The organism is Rhizobium sp. 2YAF20, assembly GCF_052114685.1.
GTDB lineage: Bacteria > Pseudomonadota > Alphaproteobacteria > Rhizobiales > Rhizobiaceae > Rhizobium.
The window spans coordinates 1-17,452 of record NZ_JBFRFF010000068.1 but is presented as its reverse complement, the minus strand read 5'-3'; the positions used below and the strand labels follow the sequence as shown (position 1 = coordinate 17,452).

The 17,452-nt window shown below is 54.9% G+C and carries 19 protein-coding genes; 10 read left to right on the top strand and 9 right to left on the bottom strand.

Going from position 1 to position 17,452, the window contains the following annotated elements; all coding sequences use genetic code 11:
* A partial coding sequence (locus AB4Z52_RS34420; RefSeq protein ID WP_442222317.1) for a transposase occupies nt 1–230 on the bottom strand: 230 nt, incomplete at its 3' end.
* Between the two features lie 365 nt (nt 231–595).
* Between AB4Z52_RS34420 and AB4Z52_RS34415 the strand changes: the two genes are divergently transcribed.
* From AB4Z52_RS34415 to AB4Z52_RS34395, 5 genes are all read left to right on the top strand, one after another.
* A complete protein-coding gene (locus tag AB4Z52_RS34415; protein ID WP_442222316.1) occupies nt 596–1,333 on the top strand; it encodes an SOS response-associated peptidase in 738 nt (245 codons plus the stop codon).
* 10 nt (nt 1,334–1,343) lie between these two features.
* Nucleotides 1,344–1,523 (top strand): hypothetical protein, encoded by a 180-nt coding sequence (locus AB4Z52_RS34410; protein ID WP_442222315.1) that lies wholly within the window; start codon nt 1,344–1,346, stop codon nt 1,521–1,523.
* Between the two features lie 228 nt (nt 1,524–1,751).
* Nucleotides 1,752–2,243, top strand: a complete 492-nt coding sequence (locus AB4Z52_RS34405; protein ID WP_442222314.1) for a hypothetical protein — start codon at nt 1,752–1,754, stop codon at nt 2,241–2,243.
* Entirely contained in the window at nt 2,240–2,515 is a 276-nt protein-coding gene (locus AB4Z52_RS34400; protein ID WP_442222313.1) for a DUF5983 family protein, read from the top strand. Before AB4Z52_RS34405 ends, AB4Z52_RS34400 begins: the two co-directional genes overlap by 4 nt.
* A 197-nt stretch (nt 2,516–2,712) precedes the next feature.
* Complete coding sequence (locus AB4Z52_RS34395; RefSeq protein WP_442222312.1) at nt 2,713–3,660, top strand: hypothetical protein; 948 nt, start codon at nt 2,713–2,715, stop codon at nt 3,658–3,660.
* A gap of 266 nt (nt 3,661–3,926) precedes the next feature.
* Here AB4Z52_RS34395 and AB4Z52_RS34390 read toward each other — a convergent pair whose 3' ends face one another.
* Nucleotides 3,927–4,241 (bottom strand): helix-turn-helix domain-containing protein, encoded by a 315-nt coding sequence (locus AB4Z52_RS34390; protein WP_442222311.1) that lies wholly within the window; start codon nt 4,239–4,241, stop codon nt 3,927–3,929.
* Nucleotides 4,242–4,454: 213 nt separating this feature from the next.
* On the opposite strand from AB4Z52_RS34390, the gene AB4Z52_RS34385 reads away from it, so the two are divergent.
* Nucleotides 4,455–4,727, top strand: a complete 273-nt coding sequence (locus AB4Z52_RS34385) for a hypothetical protein (protein WP_442222310.1) — start codon at nt 4,455–4,457, stop codon at nt 4,725–4,727.
* A 147-nt stretch (nt 4,728–4,874) separates the two neighbouring features.
* Nucleotides 4,875–5,162 carry a hypothetical protein gene (locus AB4Z52_RS34380; RefSeq protein WP_442222309.1) on the top strand — a complete coding sequence of 96 codons (288 nt, stop codon included), beginning with the start codon at nt 4,875–4,877 and terminating at the stop codon, nt 5,160–5,162.
* A gap of 497 nt (nt 5,163–5,659) precedes the next feature.
* Here the strand turns inward: AB4Z52_RS34380 and AB4Z52_RS34375 are convergent, their stop codons facing one another.
* Nucleotides 5,660–5,842: a hypothetical protein gene (locus AB4Z52_RS34375; RefSeq protein WP_442222308.1), complete on the bottom strand. Its 183-nt coding sequence runs from the start codon at nt 5,840–5,842 to the stop codon at nt 5,660–5,662.
* A 275-nt stretch (nt 5,843–6,117) separates the two neighbouring features.
* On the opposite strand from AB4Z52_RS34375, the gene AB4Z52_RS34370 reads away from it, so the two are divergent.
* Entirely contained in the window at nt 6,118–7,557 is a 1,440-nt protein-coding gene (locus AB4Z52_RS34370; RefSeq protein ID WP_442222307.1) for a hypothetical protein, read from the top strand.
* 424 nt (nt 7,558–7,981) lie between these two features.
* Here AB4Z52_RS34370 and AB4Z52_RS34365 read toward each other — a convergent pair whose 3' ends face one another.
* The 5 genes from AB4Z52_RS34365 to AB4Z52_RS34345 form a co-directional block, all read right to left on the bottom strand.
* Nucleotides 7,982–11,350, bottom strand: coding sequence for a TM0106 family RecB-like putative nuclease (locus AB4Z52_RS34365; RefSeq protein ID WP_442222306.1), 3,369 nt, complete (start codon nt 11,348–11,350; stop codon nt 7,982–7,984).
* 315 nt (nt 11,351–11,665) lie between these two features.
* Complete coding sequence (locus AB4Z52_RS34360) at nt 11,666–13,006, bottom strand: ThiF family adenylyltransferase (RefSeq protein WP_442222305.1); 1,341 nt, start codon at nt 13,004–13,006, stop codon at nt 11,666–11,668.
* A complete protein-coding gene (locus tag AB4Z52_RS34355; RefSeq protein ID WP_442222304.1) occupies nt 13,003–13,458 on the bottom strand; it encodes a Mov34/MPN/PAD-1 family protein in 456 nt (151 codons plus the stop codon). The genes AB4Z52_RS34360 and AB4Z52_RS34355 overlap by 4 nt, the downstream gene beginning before the upstream one ends.
* Nucleotides 13,455–13,892, bottom strand: a complete 438-nt coding sequence (locus tag AB4Z52_RS34350; RefSeq protein WP_442222303.1) for a putative metal-binding protein — start codon at nt 13,890–13,892, stop codon at nt 13,455–13,457. The genes AB4Z52_RS34355 and AB4Z52_RS34350 overlap by 4 nt, the downstream gene beginning before the upstream one ends.
* Nucleotides 13,885–14,598: a multiubiquitin domain-containing protein gene (locus tag AB4Z52_RS34345; protein ID WP_442222302.1), complete on the bottom strand. Its 714-nt coding sequence runs from the start codon at nt 14,596–14,598 to the stop codon at nt 13,885–13,887. Before AB4Z52_RS34345 ends, AB4Z52_RS34350 begins: the two co-directional genes overlap by 8 nt.
* Nucleotides 14,599–14,745: 147 nt before the next feature.
* On the opposite strand from AB4Z52_RS34345, the gene AB4Z52_RS34340 reads away from it, so the two are divergent.
* A complete protein-coding gene (locus AB4Z52_RS34340; protein WP_442222301.1) occupies nt 14,746–15,135 on the top strand; it encodes an MbcA/ParS/Xre antitoxin family protein in 390 nt (129 codons plus the stop codon).
* 10 nt (nt 15,136–15,145) lie between these two features.
* Nucleotides 15,146–15,835: an RES family NAD+ phosphorylase gene (locus tag AB4Z52_RS34335; RefSeq protein ID WP_442222318.1), complete on the top strand. Its 690-nt coding sequence runs from the start codon at nt 15,146–15,148 to the stop codon at nt 15,833–15,835.
* A 249-nt stretch (nt 15,836–16,084) separates the two neighbouring features.
* Here AB4Z52_RS34335 and AB4Z52_RS34330 read toward each other — a convergent pair whose 3' ends face one another.
* Nucleotides 16,085–17,284, bottom strand: coding sequence for an IS256 family transposase (locus tag AB4Z52_RS34330; protein ID WP_442222300.1), 1,200 nt, complete (start codon nt 17,282–17,284; stop codon nt 16,085–16,087).
* Between the last annotated feature and the right edge of the window lie 168 nt (nt 17,285–17,452).

Sequence of the window (17,452 nt, the reverse complement as noted above, 5' to 3'; positions counted from 1 at the left end):
GTCGAGCATGGCGGGAAGTCCTTCGGCAGCATGCGCCACTGGCAACCGGTCGAAGCAATATAGAGGATCGCGTTCATCACCTCCCTCAAATCCACCCGACGCGGACGCCCGAGCCGCCGCGCCGCAGGTAGCAATGGTGCAATAAATTCCCATTCGCGATCCGTAAGGTCACTTGAATAGCGTGACGACTTGCGGGCATAAATCTTCCGGGTGGTTTCAGTCCAGGCCATTATGATCTCCATCGAGTCTTTGCAAATCCGAGGGAATCACAACTGGCTGAAATCACTCACTTCTTTTTGAAGTCGCCTCTTAGAAGCACGAATGAGAAAAGGCACAAGACTGCCATCCGTTCCCGGATCGAATTCTATGAAAACGAACAGAAGCTCGTCCGAAACTATATCGAGGTGCTGGACAGCGGCGAGGTTTCCGTGTCGCCCGACGACGGGTCAGAACTACCGAAAGGCAGTCTGGTCCATCTCTGCGACCTCCTCGACAATTATGACCGACTGATCTTCGAGCAGCTCGGGGCGCTTGAAGTCGAGTTGAATAGGATCGAAGGTATGCTGGAACCATGCTGCGACGATGAGGACTGCGAATGTGCAATCTCTACAACGTGACGACCAACCAGCAGGCGATCAGGTCATTCGTCTCCATTACCCACGACATCATCGGCAACATGGAGCCGTCCATCGACGTCTATCCGGATCGCTTCGCCCCCATCGTGCGCAACATCGGCAACGGTGACCGGCAGTTGGCAAGCGTCCGCTGGGGGATGCCGAGTTCCAAGCAGGCGCTCTATCAGGCGACATCCAAACGCGCCGACAAGCTGAGGGCCAAGGGCAAGCCGGTCGATTTCGATGAACTGCTGAAGATGGAACCCGACGGCGGCACGACCAACATTCGCAACACCACCAGCAAGCACTGGACGCGCTGGCTCGGTGTCGAGAACCGCTGCGTCGTCCCCTTTACCCGATTTGCCGAGCCCGATCCCGCCAGCAAGATCGAGGGCGGGCGCACACCGAATGCCTGGTTCGAAAGCACCGGCGACGATCCGCTAATGTTCTTTGCGGGCATCTGGCTGAAGGATTGGACCAGCGTGCGCAAAATCAAGGAAGGGCTGGTCACCATCGACCTGTTCGCCTTCCTGACGACGGAGCCGAACGGCCTGGTCGCACCTATTCATCAAAAGGCGATGCCAGTGATATTGACGACGCGCGATGAGGTCGAGACTTGGCTGGGCGCACCCTGGGAGCAAGCCAAGGCCCTTCAGCGTCCCCTGCCCGATGGACTTCTGAAGATCGCGCCGATTGCCGACGACTTCGCTGTGACTTGAGGACAGGCTGGTGGCGACGAGCGGAGATCACACGGAAGACACTGTTGCCGACGTCCCCGCGCCGCGTCAACGCAATATCATCCATTCTCAATTCGCCGATGGCTCGATCATTGCGACGAACGCGTTCAATACCGTCGACATCCATAACGTCAAAATCCCGCTGGATCCGTCAGTGCGGGGGCGGCTGTGATCTCACTCGGAGGCCTCCGCTTCAAGGCAGCCTAGCTACCACGGAAGCCGCCGCCCTCTTCGCGCCCATTCGCTCTGCTTGACGCAATATCCCGGTGCGTCTTCGCGAATTGCGGCATCCTGACCCCAGCGAAAAACCCGATCCAAATTACTCGCAAGGCAACTTACCGACTTGCGCCAACGGGAAATCCGGTAAACGCTTAAAGGAGCGCAATCCGAATTGTTGATCATGACGACCATCGAAGAAATGCACGCTGCAACAACTGAACCCAATGCCCTTGAGCAGGTCAGAGAATATGGCACCTACTTCCAATCCATGAGTGAAGCTATTTGCAAATTTCGCGAGTCCTTCGACGCCGCGTATAATGTGAAAGCCGCCCATTCTCGGAGCAGCCGTCGCCAGGTATCGATGGAACTGTCTTCAACACTTCACGGTCTTGCATGCACTTATCCCGTTCCCGGGCCAAGCCAGTCGTTGGATCTAAAATTTAGCAAGACAATTTGGAACAGCAGGGCCAGGATTCTCGCAGTTTGCAAAGGTTCACGGATTGTAGCAGAGATGCTGCGGTCCGTTGTTGTCCAGGGAGAAAATCCTGCTGTCTCTCCGGTACAGACTCATGGCCGGGTTAGGGCGATCAAACTAATACTCGCGACGTTACTGGCTTTGATCGACGACCTTTACGACGACGTCAGCAACACGACTGGCCAGCACCTCCAATGAGCCGTCGCCTACTTTTTCTTAGCACCGTCCACCTATCTAGCCGGACCAAGCGCTTCCTTATGTCAACGCACCACATGTCTTGGCCGACGGTGGGTGGCCCCTTCGGCGATGTGGGCTGGATCTTTCACGTTGACGAGGATGCCGCGTTCAATTTCGGAAATCGCCGCCTAAAGGATCTGTGGCAGACCTTCGCTTATGCTGCTGACAAAGGTTATGATCTCATTCTTTTCGATGAAATCGAGCGGCCGATTGCCGACCTGCCGGTTTACTGAATGGCGGTTTGAGTTCAACGGTCGATATCTCCGAGCAGCCATCGATCGAACTTGTCTAGCAGGGACTGAAGATTTTCAGTCTGAAAAACCAGATTTTTGGTTCCGGCCCTTAGTCCACTTTTGACTACCCCCTTGCGCCGGACAATTTCTTGAACGACCATTTGCTATCGCAACCGCCGCTACGGCCCGCTTGAATCATGAAAACCTCCGCGACCTATTCTTTCGCCTCGTCAGATGAAGCACAGGTCCCTCACCCACTTCGCTACAGTCGATTCGTTAACTCTGCAGATGCGAAACTCGCGATCGCCTGTAACTTTCGAGATTTCGCTCGGTCAAATGCTCTCGATCAAGCGCACCGATATGTACGATACGTTTCCGAGCCGTGCATCTCCTCAGAGTTCATCTCTGTGTTCGACGTCCAATCGCTAATTCCGCACGTGGCCAACTTACCGGTTTCCAGGGAGACGAGGTTTGCAAACCTCAACCTTGATCGGTCTGTCTTCTTGATGTTCGGCCGTAAGGAGAAGTTATGCCTGATTCCAGAAGCTAAAATATACATCGAAGGCGTCTACGCTCGAAAGACGGTCTACTCCGATATCGAACTCGAATTCGTCATCGACGACTCGGAGTTTTCCAAGCGACCGCCTGCTGACGTGGACAACCATATTTATCCGTTGTCGATCCTCATGCCTGTTCTGGTCGACGGACGCGAGCCGCTCGCGTCGGCGCTTCACGAAATTCGGGATACAGCGAAGGACAAGTTCATGCTGACCGCCGCCTTCAAGAACGCGTACTGGACCGCGGTGAAAGCGCTCCTATACCTGTGCGAAGAGTCCCATCCTGATCTGGAACTTGATGCGAAATCAATGGACGGCCAAGGTCAACTCGGTATCTCCAACAGAAAAGCACTCAAGATCTCACCATTGGACGACCGAGTGGTACGCGTTGGTAGGAACCGCTCTGGCCTTACTTCCCTGCCGGTACCCGTGCCCTCAACGGAAATCATGGATGCGTCCCGGAGCATGGCTCTGCCAACGATTGAGCGCAGAAAAGGAGGGCTGGACCTCTATAATCCATTGAGCGCTGAAAGCATTGCGAACATGGTCAATCTGTCAGTGTCTCGTGGCCCTGGTGTCCAGGAATGAAGCGAAGAAACGGATGCTTGATGCCCTGGGCAGAGTATCGAAACAACATTGACTGCCAAAGACGGTCGCTTACGGTTGATGGGAGCGACCGTCATTTGCAGTTTCCAAACGTGCGCAACGAGACTGCCCCTCGGCAAACAAAGGTGTTGACGGTCTATTTTTAGCTTTCAACCCCTTGGTTCGGACACTACTCCGCCACAGGCAATTTCACCTCTTGCGCTGCCAACAATCATCATCGGGATTAAGACTGGCCCCGCTCACTGCCCTCAATCTTCCGGATCCGGTATGAAAACCTCATCTCTCACCGACATGACCGGCCCGGTAGCCACCACGTGACGATTAAGGTGCCTGTCGACCATATTTCGGACGTCACCGCCAATGCGTCTTGGCACCAAGATAAGCTCGGCATCGAGCGCAGCGCAAATTGCGTTCAGGGTGGTGACCTCTGGGTTCGCTTTGCCCGCCTCGATGGTCGAGACCTTGCCCTGTGAGATGCCCGCAAGATCAGCGACTGTGGCTTGGCTCATATTGATCGCCTCGCGCAAAATCCGAAACCTGCTGAAGTCCACCCCGAAAATCATCCAACAACCCTCCTGCGAACACCACTATGCCGTATAAAGTATATTTAGCTAATTCTATCTCGTTAAAGGTATAACTGGGTTCTGCTCAAACTGCTCGTTGAGTTAATTTCGTTGCAACCCGCTTCCCACGCTGCCCGACAACAATATTCGATCCATCGCAATCTCATGCTATGGTCAGCGGCAAGCCATTTCAATGGATGAAGGAAAGCTCGCATGGCGACCGATCAGCCTTTACGCGATCACTACCGGCTCAAATGGATTCCCGTCGGGCTCACCGCGGAACAGATGGAGGCATATCGCGGCTATCTGGATATGACCGAGGATGAACGCTCTGTCATCGGCAAGACAGTGACCAACGAGGAACTCGAACTCCTCTTAGAGCTAGAGACAGCCAGAGCAATGTATGTCGAGCCGGAAGACAGACAGCCCGGGAGCATCACCGAGGCGAAGGTCGCCCGTTACCCCGAGCGCTACAATTGGAAATGAGCCGCAGAGAGGCGCTTTAAGGGTTCCAGCTTTCAGCGCCTCAGTGGTTGATGGAAATTAGGGATACCGGTCCACGACTTTCAAAACGCTCCTTGCCGCCGACAAGGATTTGATCGCATCATATATTAACGCATTGAGATACCTGCCATGAAATATCTTTCTCCGAACGGTCATGCTATCGTGGGCACCGCTGAGACCATTCTTGCAACCGCGTGGATTTCCGACATCGACCCCGAAACTGGCGAGCCCGAACACGAAGGCGGCACCAAGATTTACTGGGATACGCAGGAATCGCTTCAACGGAACGGCAATATCCTTTTCGTCTGCGAGGAAGGCGAAGAGTGGACGTTCGATCAACTCAAGGCCTACTCTCCAGACGCCGAGCCGAGCGACGAAAGCCCTCTCTGTAACCGGGGCAGCGCCGCGGCGGAATAAAAATTGAGGCATCCGCAAAGAAATCTCGGCCGGTGATGTGTAGAAAACCAGCTTAAGACCCTGCATCCCCAGAAAGAACCCCTTGGTCCTCTCGGTTGAAATCCCACGAGTGATATTCAATTGAAATTACAAACCCTTAAGGGGCCCGTTAGCCAGAAGGATTTAGCCCTCGAAGGCAGTCCGTAGTGACAAATTCGCGTCGTCTGTCAGTCCATTCTCGGCGTCACCACGATGTGTTTGAGGCCGGAAGGCACTGCTCGGCATTTCACCGTCCGCGAGAGCGGTAGCCTTCAAACCTTTCCCGACGCTTTTTTTCAGAGGGGCTTGGGGCGAGACTATGAGGCCCGTCGAGCGTCGACAGAAGTTGCCATCCGATGCTTCAGCTGTAAGACACGCCCCGCTAAACTGAGATCGGTTCCAGCCTGGAAATGGCTATCCTACGCGTCGTTTGCGCGACAAATCTGGGGGCGATTGATACCCCCTCTGTCTTTGGCTCGCTAAAACTCAAGGGCATCGGGGGCCCGGCCGTTTCCCTGGGCATCGCCGATGAGCAGACCGTCGGTGTAGTGACCTTTGAAAACAGGATGCACCTGCTCCATTCCAGCCATGAACCAATCGAAGGTTTTCTGGACATGGTAGTAGACACATTGCTTGGCGCCTGACAGGGCGCCGGAAGGCATTTCCTCGGCTCTATCGACATTATTTGAAGGTAAGGGCTGAAAAGCGCCGCACCTTCCATGCTAACCGCGCAACGTGGACGATGAACACTCAGCTATTTTGCGACAGTCCGAGCAAACCTTCATCGTCATCTAGCCCAACCTGTATGACCCGGCATCGCGGTCAAACCGTTCTGTTCAGAACTCGAACGGAATGCTTTGAAAAACTCTCCTACGTTGAGAAAATAGTTAAACACTCACGTGTTATCGCAGGCGGCCAGCGAACCGAGGCTAATGCTATGATTTGGACTTCTGATAACCTGCAACTACAGGCAAATTTCAACGTCACGAGTGATAGTGGCCTCTACCGGTTGGTCTTCAAAGCAGGCGGAGGGAATTCCAATCCGGATTATGCTGATGGATTGCAGCTTATCTTTGAGCGCTTGGCGACAAAAGACGCGGTCCTCGTCAGCCTAGCTGTTGATAGCGCTACGGCGCAGGCAAACCCTGACAAGAAAAGTAGTTTCAATCCCAGGGGCTATGAGTGTCCAATTCCGCTGGCCAGAGTTGCGGACCTCATCGACCTCAGGGTCGCAGTGACCGAAGCACAAAAAGCAATTTTGAGTACCGCGAGCAAGGGCGGAAGCCCCCGCAAGACCATTCTCATGCGTCTCTTGATTCCGAACGATCCTTGGACCAACGAGACGCTGGAGGCCTATCTTCGATATGGCGAGGATGAGGACCGTCCGCAAATCGAGCTGTTAACGGCTAAAGATAAACCGGAACAATACTTTCAACAATGGATCAAAGATCTGAGGGGGAACGGAGCAGCCTTCCAAAACGAGATTTACGTCTTTCCGGAATACGGACTAAAGATGCAAACTCGGCCTTCAACGGAAACAACTTTAGCACGCGTTGCATTCGGCGAAGGCGTACAACCTGCCGACTGGACAGTCGAATTCAATCTACCTCTCACCGCTCCGAACGATAATGTTACAACTGCTGTGGGAAAGGATCAAAAAGGACGCCAATGGCTGCTTAAGCAAGGTCGCCTTCAAAGGAAATCCGACCAAGAGCCCGAGGTGTCTCCCGAGCAATTCGCTTATATTTCAGCGCTACCGCCCGCACGCGTCTTAGATACCCGGCGGGATTGGTACACCGTGGCATGCCTGAGCGCTCCACCGAGTCAAATTTATCAGCGCACGATGGAATTCGTTAAACTGTGCGCTTTTGTGAGACGTTCGACCGGCAGCGCCAAAATCACCCGTCCCGAAACTCGCGACGGACGGCCCGAAAACGGTGATAACTATTTTCTCCCCTTCATCCAGCGCGACCCACGAGAGGTCCGGCGTAAACAAGGCCTTGTATGGTTGGCACTAGCACGCCGCCTTTCAGACCACGGAATTGACCTAAGAAAGCTCGGGAGGGCTGCATACGAGGTTGACGCGATTGTCGACGTGCCCAGCCAAAGCTTTCTCATTGAGATTAAAACAACGGTGCAGGCGGCAGATATCTACGCTGGTGTGGGCCAACTTTTCCTTTATCGAAAAATCATTCCGGAGATCGAAAGGCATACACCGATCCTGCTTTTACCTGAGGGCGCTGGTTCCATCATACTTGATGCTCTGAAAGAGCTTCCCATCGCGGTCCATTCCTATGTTTTGGATGATGGCATCAATAATGCAGTGACCTTTTCGGGCGCCTTCATAAACGCATTGATAGCTCCTCCACATCGCTGACGTCTCGTATTCATCTCCCCATCTCCAGGTGGCAGGCGCCGCTTTTCCTTCCGTAAAGGTCGGCGGGCGTCCACCGGAGCCACTCAGTTCATTGGGGCAATTGGGCGGGCGTGCTCTCACCCCCTGTTTTGGCTTTGGATTTGATCACTGCGTTCGCGGCGCACAATCGTAAGCGCGACTTTCCAGGCACCTTCTGAAGCGCGGTGCTCTGAGGCATGAAGTGTCCACCAAAAATAGGTGGACGCTAAATCATGGATGATGCTCAAAAACTTCTGGTGCGACTTGTGGGACGTGACGGTCGACGTCGATATGACCCTGCCGTCAACGTGTGGGGAAAATCGCGCTTACGCTAATAGCTCCGGTCGCCCATTTGAATACGAACGAGAAGAAACCACGCATCAACTTTGAGAAGTCATGCGATAAATCAAAGGCCGTTCGATTCCACGCGGCAGAAAAGGGCAGCAAGCGCCATCTGCTTAAGATTGGACACCGACGCGCTGCCTAAACCAGCTGATCCGACCACGATAGCAAGGCACATTGCCCGCGAAATCGCTACGTTCAGTCGGTTCTTGGAAAACAAAAAGTCCATCCCGCGCGGACTTTCATTCACGTCAGACGAGCACATTGACATGATGACCACGGGAGCCTCCTGTCCCTGGAACTTGTCGACGGTCCCAACTTTTGCCTCCTCCCCTAGAGCATCCTGGAGCTTCCTACGCTGGTGATTGTAGGGAGTGATGAAGAGGATGTCCGAAAGCTGAAGAGGCCGCGCCTTGCCATCTTCCATGAATCTCGCCGTGAGAAGCTCGGCGACAAGTTGCTTGATTGCCGCCACTTCTTCATCCGAAGCTTGGGTATTTCCCTCATGGTCGACGGCACGGAACATTATTCCGGTCGCTTTCAAGGAAGAATTCGCGGAGGGAATGACATAGCGCGTGGCAGCTATTGGCTCTCCGTGCAAACGTCCTTCATAGATCGCTTCCGAGATAAAGCTGCAGACATCGGGGTGCATACGATAAGACGTGGGCAGGAAAACGCCGAAATCGGCGGGAATTGTAGCCCGACCTTGCATATAAAAATCCAGGAGCGACAATCCGCTGTCACCAGGATGCACGCCCTGTACGGGCTGCGGAAGCTGCATTTGATCGCCCATCAGAACGATATTTCTGGCGGCCATGCTCGTGCCAACGAGGTTCGCAATGGACACTTGCCCAGCCTCGTCGATAAATAGATAATCAAACTGTCCGTGCATCCGCTCGTTTGCGAAGGTCCACGCGGTCCCGCCCATCAAGACTGGCTGGCCTGTCGTCTGCTTCAAAGCCCCGGCCGCGTCCTTGACCACGACGACATCAGGCTTGTGGTACAGTTCTGGATCGCGATCAGGATCGCGATCGACCTTTACTATCTTGACGGCTACTCGTTCGGCCTGTGCCGCCTTGCGAACACCGGAGATAAGGTTGTTGATGGCCTTGTGGCTGTTCGAGGTGACCGCGATCTTCTTGCCGTCGCGAAGCAGCGTCAGGATTGCATGGCTCGCGGTGTACGTCTTGCCAGCCCCAGGCGGCCCCTGAATGCATAGGCACGACGACTGCAAATTTTTCACCACGTTGATGACCTGCGGGAGCAACTCGCTCTCCGAGGAGATAATCGGACCTTCTGGATTGCCACGGATGCGTGGCCTGGATCGTGTCAGAAAGTCAACGAGTGCCGACGGTGGAAAGCCGTCGGTCTCGGAAGCGACAGTAGCCTTTCTGATTGCTGCCGGAATAGGAGCCGTCGGAACAAATTCGTATGGGACCAACGAAATAACCTTCGGCAAAGAAGAAGAAGACACTACCCCGACTAAGCCTTCCCGTTCGTCAATATGATGTAGCGACACGCGAGACTTCTCGATCCCAACAATTTCGTATTCTTTCGCATTGCTTTTGAAGTCCTGGTTGGCGTCGAAGCTGTACTCATAGATGCCGCCCACCTGTGGCGCCTTGTCCGTCCTCGTCAGTCCTGCCAAGCAGTCGGGATCGTCGTACAGTTCGACATCAGTCATGGCGACGCGATCGAAATATTTCCACCACATCGGCTTCGCTTCGCGCTCATGAAACTCGAGCGAATGAGCAAACAGCTCGATCGCCGTGGCTGCAGATTCTTTCCCGCTATTGCGCTCTATCTGGGCCTTTGCAAGCAAGCTTTCCCGATAAGATGAAACCTGTTCCTTCTCTTCCTTGCGCGGAGGCTGTTTGATTTCGCTCGGACCCTGGAAGCGAATGGAAGCCTCCGCTTGCCGGTTTCTCAGCCAGCGTGTCAGTTCCTCGGTCGAGTCGCAGTCGTCCTTGTTATAGTCGCGAATGTCGCGAAGTACCTTGGAAGTTGTCCAATCCATGCCATCTGGCTCGTCGCGCCACTGCTCGTACACGACCACCGAGTCACCGCCCGACGCGACTTCGGTGTCGCGTTTCGGACGATAGAGGTGCTCGATGTTCTTGATCGAGTATCGAGGCTCCCCGACGACGAGCGCCTGGCGAACGATCTGGTAGAGGTCGATGAATACGTTGTTCCTCAGCAGCTGGTCGACTTCGAATTCGCAAACTCCGTGCCTTCCCATGAGGCGCCGGACGGCGCTAACCTCGTAGGCGGCATAGTGGTAGATATGCATGGTTGGGTCTGCGACCCACCGTTGGTAGGCCCACAGGATGAAACCCTCAAAAGCCTTCTTTTCGCCCGCCCTATCATGAGCCCAGAAATCGATGAACTGGCGCCCACCGGCCGTGTCGTAGTAGGTTGTACCCCAAAGGTACTCCAGGCCGCCTTCCACCAGTGGGAAGCCCTCGATGTCGAAAAACACATCGCTTGGCGATCTAGGCGGCAAGAGTTCCAGTCCCAACGGCAGCTCCCCGCCATGCTCGGCCAGCTCCCACTTCGGCACATGGCTGCCACGCGACGCCAACTGCAGCGCCGCCTGTCGCTTCGGCCGCATGAGCACCGGGTCGGAGATTTTGGGAACGTGATGGATCGAAGTTTCGGCAAGCTGTGCGACGGTCGTAATCCCGACCTTGTTCAAGTTCTTGATCTGGCCCTTCGTAACATTGGCGACAAGCCTCAGGTGATCAGTTTCTTCGAAAATTTCGGCGGCGAACTTCGACCAGTCGCCGTGCTCACTGCTCGCGCCAGGGTCGGGCATGGCTCTAGGATCGAACGTATCCTGGGCGTGAAGGAAGGACTTCACCAGTCTCCTGTAGTACGGCATGAAGTCTTCTGTTCGTAGGTCTACGCGCTCTTTCGTGCCCAGGACGATCGAGACACGCTCCGGTAACCGCCCTTGGACGCCCTCCAGCATGTGCGCGTAAGCGCAAAGCTGGATCGCGAAATACGGCTTCATGCTGCGCGATAGTTTGGTATCCCAAATCTCGTAGCTCCATGCACCGAACCTGGATGGTGTCGGAACCCTGATCAGTAGGTCGGCGATGCCTGCAATGGGCCCACGCTGCAGGTAGCCCTGGGCGATCGCTGGGGCTCCCCGCTTCATCGCGGTCATGGTCGCGAAGGACATGACGCTTACGTCGTCCCTGGCGATCTCTACGAGCGCGACGTCTTGCTCGACCAGGGACGCATTGAATTCGGCTTCGTGCCGATATCCCTGCTTGGCTAGGGAGTGCATAAGCGGATCGTCTTGATCCCGACGCTCCTTCCAAGATTCATCTTCAAATGCAGCACGATCCATCCAAGACGCGAACGGAGAATGAAAAAAAACAACAAGATCCGAGGGAGAGAAAACCAGTTCACCATTAATCTTGCGCATTGGCACTTTCCAACTTTGCCTGTTGTTTGTATAGTGCACGCAAGTCGGTCAAGAAACCGTTGAGAATCACTCGCTTTAGTTGCTTCCTCGAGTCGACCACATCCGCCATCTCTACGAAAGCCTGAAAGTATGCGTTTTTGCGCAATTCGGTCACGGAGATCGGGCTCCCATTAATCCGTTGATCTGAGGTATGGAGACGGTGAACCTGAAATCGCTGAGGAATACTACCACCAAGGCAAGACAATCACAGAGTTCTTGGATAGTCATGGGGAGAGAAAGTCGAAGCTGACCCAAGCCAGTTGAACCACCGCTCTCTTAACCCCAAACTTCCCTCGCCGCGCGATCAACCGAGGGCTTGGAGCAAAACTCGCAATCTGACAATCGAGGGCGAAGCCGCCGTAGCCTTGCAATGGGAGCTCTCCACGGATCCACTGTCCAGTAGTTTGTGTTTGCCAGGTCTACCTCCGATCTCACGAATTCGCAGGCAAGCAGCACGCCCGCCAACATGCTGACGAAAGCAAATGGCGCCAAAACTTGCTTGCCCTCTGGCGTTCGGAGAGCATGTTCTCCGCACAGCTGCTTGAAGAGACTGTCATAGGCCATTCCCACTAGGCGTTCGGGCTCTAGGCTGGGGTGCGATCTACAAATTAGCTTGGCGGCCTCGTCAGAAATGAACGCCTCTTTGACCGTCTCAAGGTCTACGCCAAGACCATCGGCGATTGAGCGCTCACGAGCGAGTTCGTCGGGAATGTGCTTGTAGATGCAAGACAGGCACGCAAACGGGTTGGGCTGCCTATGGGAGTGCACAACGACCGCCCGAATGTCGGTTGTTGATGCATCGAGGACACGACCCGGTAGTTCTGTCTGAATTGAACGGCGTGCCCGCCTGCTGTCGACCGTAACAATCGCAGTTTTTGATGGGCCGTACTTTTTTCCGAATTCTTTGTATTCACCCACAAATGACGTCAACCGAAGATTTTGAAAGTCCGATTGAGCGCGAGCCCGCAAAGCAACCGCTTTATCCTGTCCGACGTCACTTTCGTCGAGATAAAGGCATCGGTTTGGATTGCCTGCCCCCACTTTCTTCGGATCAACGATAGCTAGCTCGCCAGTTACCTTCAAAAAGCGACAGGCTCTTAGAAAGCCGTGCGCCACCGCTCCCGCCCCGATGAGAACTGCTCCATCCAGATTAAATTCCTGTTGCAGGACATCAACGGGGACTCCCATCTCTTTGAAATCAACCTCAAGAGGTAGCGGAGCACTGGGCAGTGAGACGTCGTCAATGGCCGCGGCAAGCGAAGCTCCAGCAACCGCGATCCCGGCTATGTAAACGAACAGCGAAGGTGCGTCGCCCATTCTATTGGGAGCGTCCTTTGATACGGTCACTCCGCGCTCATCGTATGCAGCGAATAGACAGGGCAAGATCGTTCGCCGTTTGGTTTGCCCAAGCACGATCTCCAAATGGGCAGCGACCTCTGGATCACGGGTGACGCGTACAGTCCGCTGCAGCAGCTCCTGGATTTCCCGCGCCCAATCAGTAACCGCCTCATCCGCTGTGATGAGGATAGTTTTCTCAAGACGCGCGGCCGCCAGTTCTTCATCGATCCCGAGGATCGACGCCAACATCATCGCATTTTCTTGAGCCGGATTAATCATGGAACGATCTCGACGATGTGGTTGTCGACCAATCGCCATTCATTTTCAGTGGAGAGTTCGAACGTTTTGACATCATTGATAAATGTTGAGACCGTCGTATCGATCGCAAATTTCGGGAGCACTAGGGATAGAGCGCCGACATGGCGGATGATCGCCCACCGGTCATCCGCCTCCGAATGAAAGGCCCGCCCGGGATGAGTGTGCAACTGCGCAACAATCTTCATCCTGCTCTTCCGAAGGTGCGCCATCAACGAGCGCATACTCTCCGGTGGTATGTAAAAAAAATCGATACTCGTGTTTTGCTCAGGTTCGTAAACTTCAGAGACTTCCAGCAGGTCTGAACGATCTCGACCTAGCCACAACACCACGCGTTCCTCATTCCGAAACGCACCTTTTCGTAGCGTCTCCAGCGATACCTTGATCGACTGCGCCGAACACCTTAGCTTCATCATCCAACAGCCCTCTTCCATGCTCGCCAGAGCTGAAGAACGATACCCAGCAGGTCCATTCCGGACTGCCCTCGATAATTCGACCAGTGCTCATGAACATGACTGGTGTGTGTGTGAAACTCCCGGGAGCCTCGCATACATACAAACATCTTGCCCGTGTTAGGATGCGCAGAGGCGTTGAACACATTGCCAACATTAGGCGGGGGCCCTGTAGGAGCGGTCCCATCCTCGTTCAGTATTTCTATGCTGGGTGGCAGGTCGTCCCAGTCCTCGCAATTTAGACGAAGACGCAATGGACGCGCGGCGTCGTGTTCGAAAACGACATCGAAGATCGGATAGGTTTTGCTAAGCGTTCGCCAGCGATATTTGCTGGCGGTACGCTCATCCAACTGACCAACATCCCGGTCGAATTCAGCCTTTGAGATCGCCTCAAGCATCGCCGCCACCGCCTTCGGGTGCACCCCATTCCAACTCAACGTCGCCATGAAGACCGGCCTGCTCAAAGGTTTGGGATTGATTGATAGTCTGTCCGTTGACCGTGACAATCCAGCCAGACGTGTCAGCCAGGTGCAACGCTGATGCCGCCTGTACAAGGATCGCTGAAATTGCCGTTGACGTCTTGACCCGCAGCACCCCTTGCCCAGGAAACGTTCCGCTGGTCGTGAATACAGCGACGGTTACCTTCTCAAAACCATGATTGGGCCGCGAAACGATATCCTCGACGCCCTTGGGGCCAAAGCTGATCGTGCCACCCGAGCGGAGGATAACGTCCGGCTGGTCCGACCGCTCAAGAACCCATTCGCTGCCGCTGGGAGCCGACCAGATAGAGAGGAACTCATCTACATCCATGCGCTCCTCGCCCCACACCTGGCCAATCTCTTCCACCGTAAAGGAGAAAGCGCGGTCGGAACGGAATGCGCGAAGAAGGCCACCCCCCTCCTTTTTAAAGTCAATCTCGTCGTCCGTCGTAATCAGCTTGGTGCGTGCGTCGCGCACAAGGATCAGTTGAAACTCGGTGGCCGGGATGAGATGCGCTTTGTTGAGAGCTTCCCTGCCGCTGATCTTGTGATCGTCGAATTCGATCATCTGTCCGTTGACCCGATACTGGGTATTGTTGGCGGACTGTAAAGCACTGGTATCCATGACAATCACCTTTCTCAGCCCCGGAGGACGTTGACTTGACGGTAAGAACATCGGGACTACAATGAACCAATGAGTCTCGATGTAGACTGGAATATATCGAGACTTTTTTCCAAATCAAGTCCACATATGGACCAAGGAGGAAGAATTATGGAGAATGATGTCTCCGACGCTAGAGGTGGCGCCGGAAAATTAACGATTCCTGTTGAACTGGAAGCGTTCTTCGCAATGGCGGAGCGCTGGAGGCTCTCTACTGAGGATCAGATATTGCTGCTGGGATCCCCAGGGCGTTCAACCTTTTTCAAATGGAAAAAGGAGACGGCATCCTTGCCGACGGACACGCGCGAGCGCCTGTCGCATCTGCTTGGTATCTGGAAAGCGCTTCGTATCCTGTTTACGAACGACAATCAGGCAGAGGAATGGATACACAAGAACAATCGGTATTTCGACGGAGCGAGTGCGCTCGATGTAATGCTGGAGGGAAGTGTCGCCAGCATCTATCGCGTCAGGCGTTACCTAGACGCACAACGAGGCGGATAAGCACTTGCGCATGGTACAATGGTCGGGCGACACCTATCGCCTCATTCCTTCCCGGTTTCCGCCAGTCTCAGTGTATGAAGGTCTGGTTCGTCCAGAGTTGTTCGAACTGCTTACGAAAGTCGAGGACATCACCAACCCGAGACTTCGGTCGCTCGCGAGGATTGCGCGAGCTACCAACGAAAATCCCGCTACGTCTGCCCGCCTGCAGAACTGGAACCTCGCACCCTTTGCGTATGGCAACCCTGAAGGGAGCACTTTCTTTGCCGAGGACCGTCCGTGCTTGGAAGTTGCTGTCCATCCGCAAACGGCACTCGCTGTCTCCGTTGCAAAGAGAGAGACGTTTTTGAAACGAACGTCTGAAGCGCCGACGGGAATAGACATGCGAATGCTGAAAACGCCAGTTTCCGGAAGTTTCTGGGACCTGACAGCTGTTGGCGAGATTTCCCTCCAAGACCAGCGGGCAATGGCGACAAAAATGCCTGAAGACGCCGATGGCATCTTGTATCGACCGCGCGAGCGTCCATCTGGATTTTCGCTTGCGGTCGTCGAAGGCCGCGCACTGGGCAAAGCCATTCAGGCAGTCCACTATCGATATGTCTGGAGCGGCCACACCATTACCCAGGTGTATGCTTTTGACGAACAAGGACGGATCATCGAAGCCGAGAGCTTGAAAAGCGAGTTGGACGTATTGGCGGCCTAAACCGCTGTAATACTGATCCCGCGGTCCATCCGACCAAACACACAAATTCATGGAAATTGCAGCCTTGCGTTCTGCATTCGACGCTCGGCCTTACGTCACCACTTGCATCTACGCTATGTGCCTTCAGGGTGATGCCGTGCCCGTTTGGACAGGTTAATTCAGCCTTGAACCGCTTAATCGATCGTGTCCCCGGACGTGGTGTAGCTCGCGGCTGATGGCCGTGCTTTCCGGCATGGGCCGGAGGGGATATCAGCGTGCCACAGCGGGCAGGCTGATTTGTGGATCATCGCTCATTTGGGCCATGGTCTCAAGTGTCATATACCTGGCGCGTTGGACGGCCCATTCGTCATTTTGTTCGAGCAGCAGTGCACCGACGAGACGAACAATTGCTTCGTCGTTTGGAAAGATGCCAACGACCTCGGTTCGTCGCTTGATTTCGCCATTGAGACGCTCGATTGGATTCGTCGAATGCAGTTTTGCCCGATGCTCTTTCGGGAAGGTCATGTAGGCGAGCACGTCTTCTTCAGCATCGTCCATGATGGTGGCGAGCTTTGGAACTTTCGGCCTGATCTGATCGGCGACGCTGCGCCATTGAGCGCTTGCTGCCTCCGGCGTCTCCTGGGCAAATGCCGTTGCGATAAAGGCGGAGACGACGCGCCTGCCGCTCTTTCCAGCATGTGCGAGCACGTTCCGCATGAAGTGAACCCGGCATCTTTGCCAGGTGGCGCTGAGAACTTTGGTGACGGCCGCCTTGAGACCTTCATGGGCATCGGAGACGACGAGCTTGACGCCACGCAATCCTCGACGTGTCAGCCTGCGCAGGAACTCCGTCCAGATCGGTTCTGCCTCCGATGTACCGACCTCCATACCCAGGACCTCGCGCCGTCCATCGTTGTTGACGCCGACAGCAATGATGACCGCGACGGAGACGATGCGTCCGCCGCGCCGGACTTTGAGGTAGGTCGCGTCCACCCAGACGTACGGCCAGTCACCCTCAATCGGCCTGTCGAGAAACGCCTTCACCTTGACGTCGATCTCCTCGCACAGTCGCGACACCTGGCTTTTGGAGATGCCCGACATGCCCATGGCCTTGACCAGATCGTCGACAGAACGGGTTGAGATTCCCTGGATATACGCTTCCTGGATAACGGCTGTCAGGGCCTTCTCTGCCATACGGCGCGGCTCGAGAAAGCTCGGAAAATAGCTTCCCTTGCGCAGCTTCGGAATTCGGAGTTCAACGGTTCCGGCTCGCGTCTCCCAATCGCGGTCGCGGTAGCCGTTGCGTTGAGCAAGGCGCATCGGGTTCTTCTCGCCGAAGTCAGCACCGGTAGCTGAGCCGACCTCCAGCTCCATCAGCCGCTCGGCTGCAAAACCGATCATCTCACGCAATAAATCTGCATCCGCGCTCTTCTCAACAAGCGAGCGCACGTCCATCATGTCATTGGTCATCGGTGGTCTTTCCGTCAGGTTGGTCTTCAACAACCCGACCCTAGCGGAAAACACTGATGGCCGCCCGCAAACCCGACCACCCGCTACAGCGCTATGAAAAACGCGCGGGCGCTCGGCTTTGCTACCTTCCGTCAGCTACACCACTTCCCGGGACACGATCGCTTCGCT

Bases quoted from the DNA above. Each gene is read 5' to 3' on its own strand.
- AB4Z52_RS34405 (WP_442222314.1), top strand. From the start codon at position 1,752: ATGACGACCATCGAAGAAATGCACGCTGCAACAACTGAACCCAATGCC.
- AB4Z52_RS34340 (WP_442222301.1), top strand. From the start codon at position 14,746: ATGGAGAATGATGTCTCCGACGCTAGAGGTGGCGCCGGAAAATTAACG.
- AB4Z52_RS34350 (WP_442222303.1), bottom strand. From the start codon at position 13,892: ATGCTTGAGGCGATCTCAAAGGCTGAATTCGACCGGGATGTTGGTCAG.
- AB4Z52_RS34330 (WP_442222300.1), bottom strand. From the start codon at position 17,284: ATGACCAATGACATGATGGACGTGCGCTCGCTTGTTGAGAAGAGCGCG.
- AB4Z52_RS34370 (WP_442222307.1), top strand. From the start codon at position 6,118: ATGATTTGGACTTCTGATAACCTGCAACTACAGGCAAATTTCAACGTC.
- AB4Z52_RS34365 (WP_442222306.1), bottom strand. From the start codon at position 11,350: ATGCGCAAGATTAATGGTGAACTGGTTTTCTCTCCCTCGGATCTTGTT.
- AB4Z52_RS34390 (WP_442222311.1), bottom strand. From the start codon at position 4,241: ATGATTTTCGGGGTGGACTTCAGCAGGTTTCGGATTTTGCGCGAGGCG.
- AB4Z52_RS34345 (WP_442222302.1), bottom strand. From the start codon at position 14,598: ATGGATACCAGTGCTTTACAGTCCGCCAACAATACCCAGTATCGGGTC.
- AB4Z52_RS34395 (WP_442222312.1), top strand. From the start codon at position 2,713: ATGAAAACCTCCGCGACCTATTCTTTCGCCTCGTCAGATGAAGCACAG.
- AB4Z52_RS34385 (WP_442222310.1), top strand. From the start codon at position 4,455: ATGGCGACCGATCAGCCTTTACGCGATCACTACCGGCTCAAATGGATT.
- AB4Z52_RS34335 (WP_442222318.1), top strand. From the start codon at position 15,146: ATGGTACAATGGTCGGGCGACACCTATCGCCTCATTCCTTCCCGGTTT.
- AB4Z52_RS34375 (WP_442222308.1), bottom strand. From the start codon at position 5,842: ATGCCTTCCGGCGCCCTGTCAGGCGCCAAGCAATGTGTCTACTACCAT.
- AB4Z52_RS34380 (WP_442222309.1), top strand. From the start codon at position 4,875: ATGAAATATCTTTCTCCGAACGGTCATGCTATCGTGGGCACCGCTGAG.
- AB4Z52_RS34415 (WP_442222316.1), top strand. From the start codon at position 596: ATGTGCAATCTCTACAACGTGACGACCAACCAGCAGGCGATCAGGTCA.
- AB4Z52_RS34400 (WP_442222313.1), top strand. From the start codon at position 2,240: ATGAGCCGTCGCCTACTTTTTCTTAGCACCGTCCACCTATCTAGCCGG.
- AB4Z52_RS34355 (WP_442222304.1), bottom strand. From the start codon at position 13,458: ATGATGAAGCTAAGGTGTTCGGCGCAGTCGATCAAGGTATCGCTGGAG.
- AB4Z52_RS34360 (WP_442222305.1), bottom strand. From the start codon at position 13,006: ATGATTAATCCGGCTCAAGAAAATGCGATGATGTTGGCGTCGATCCTC.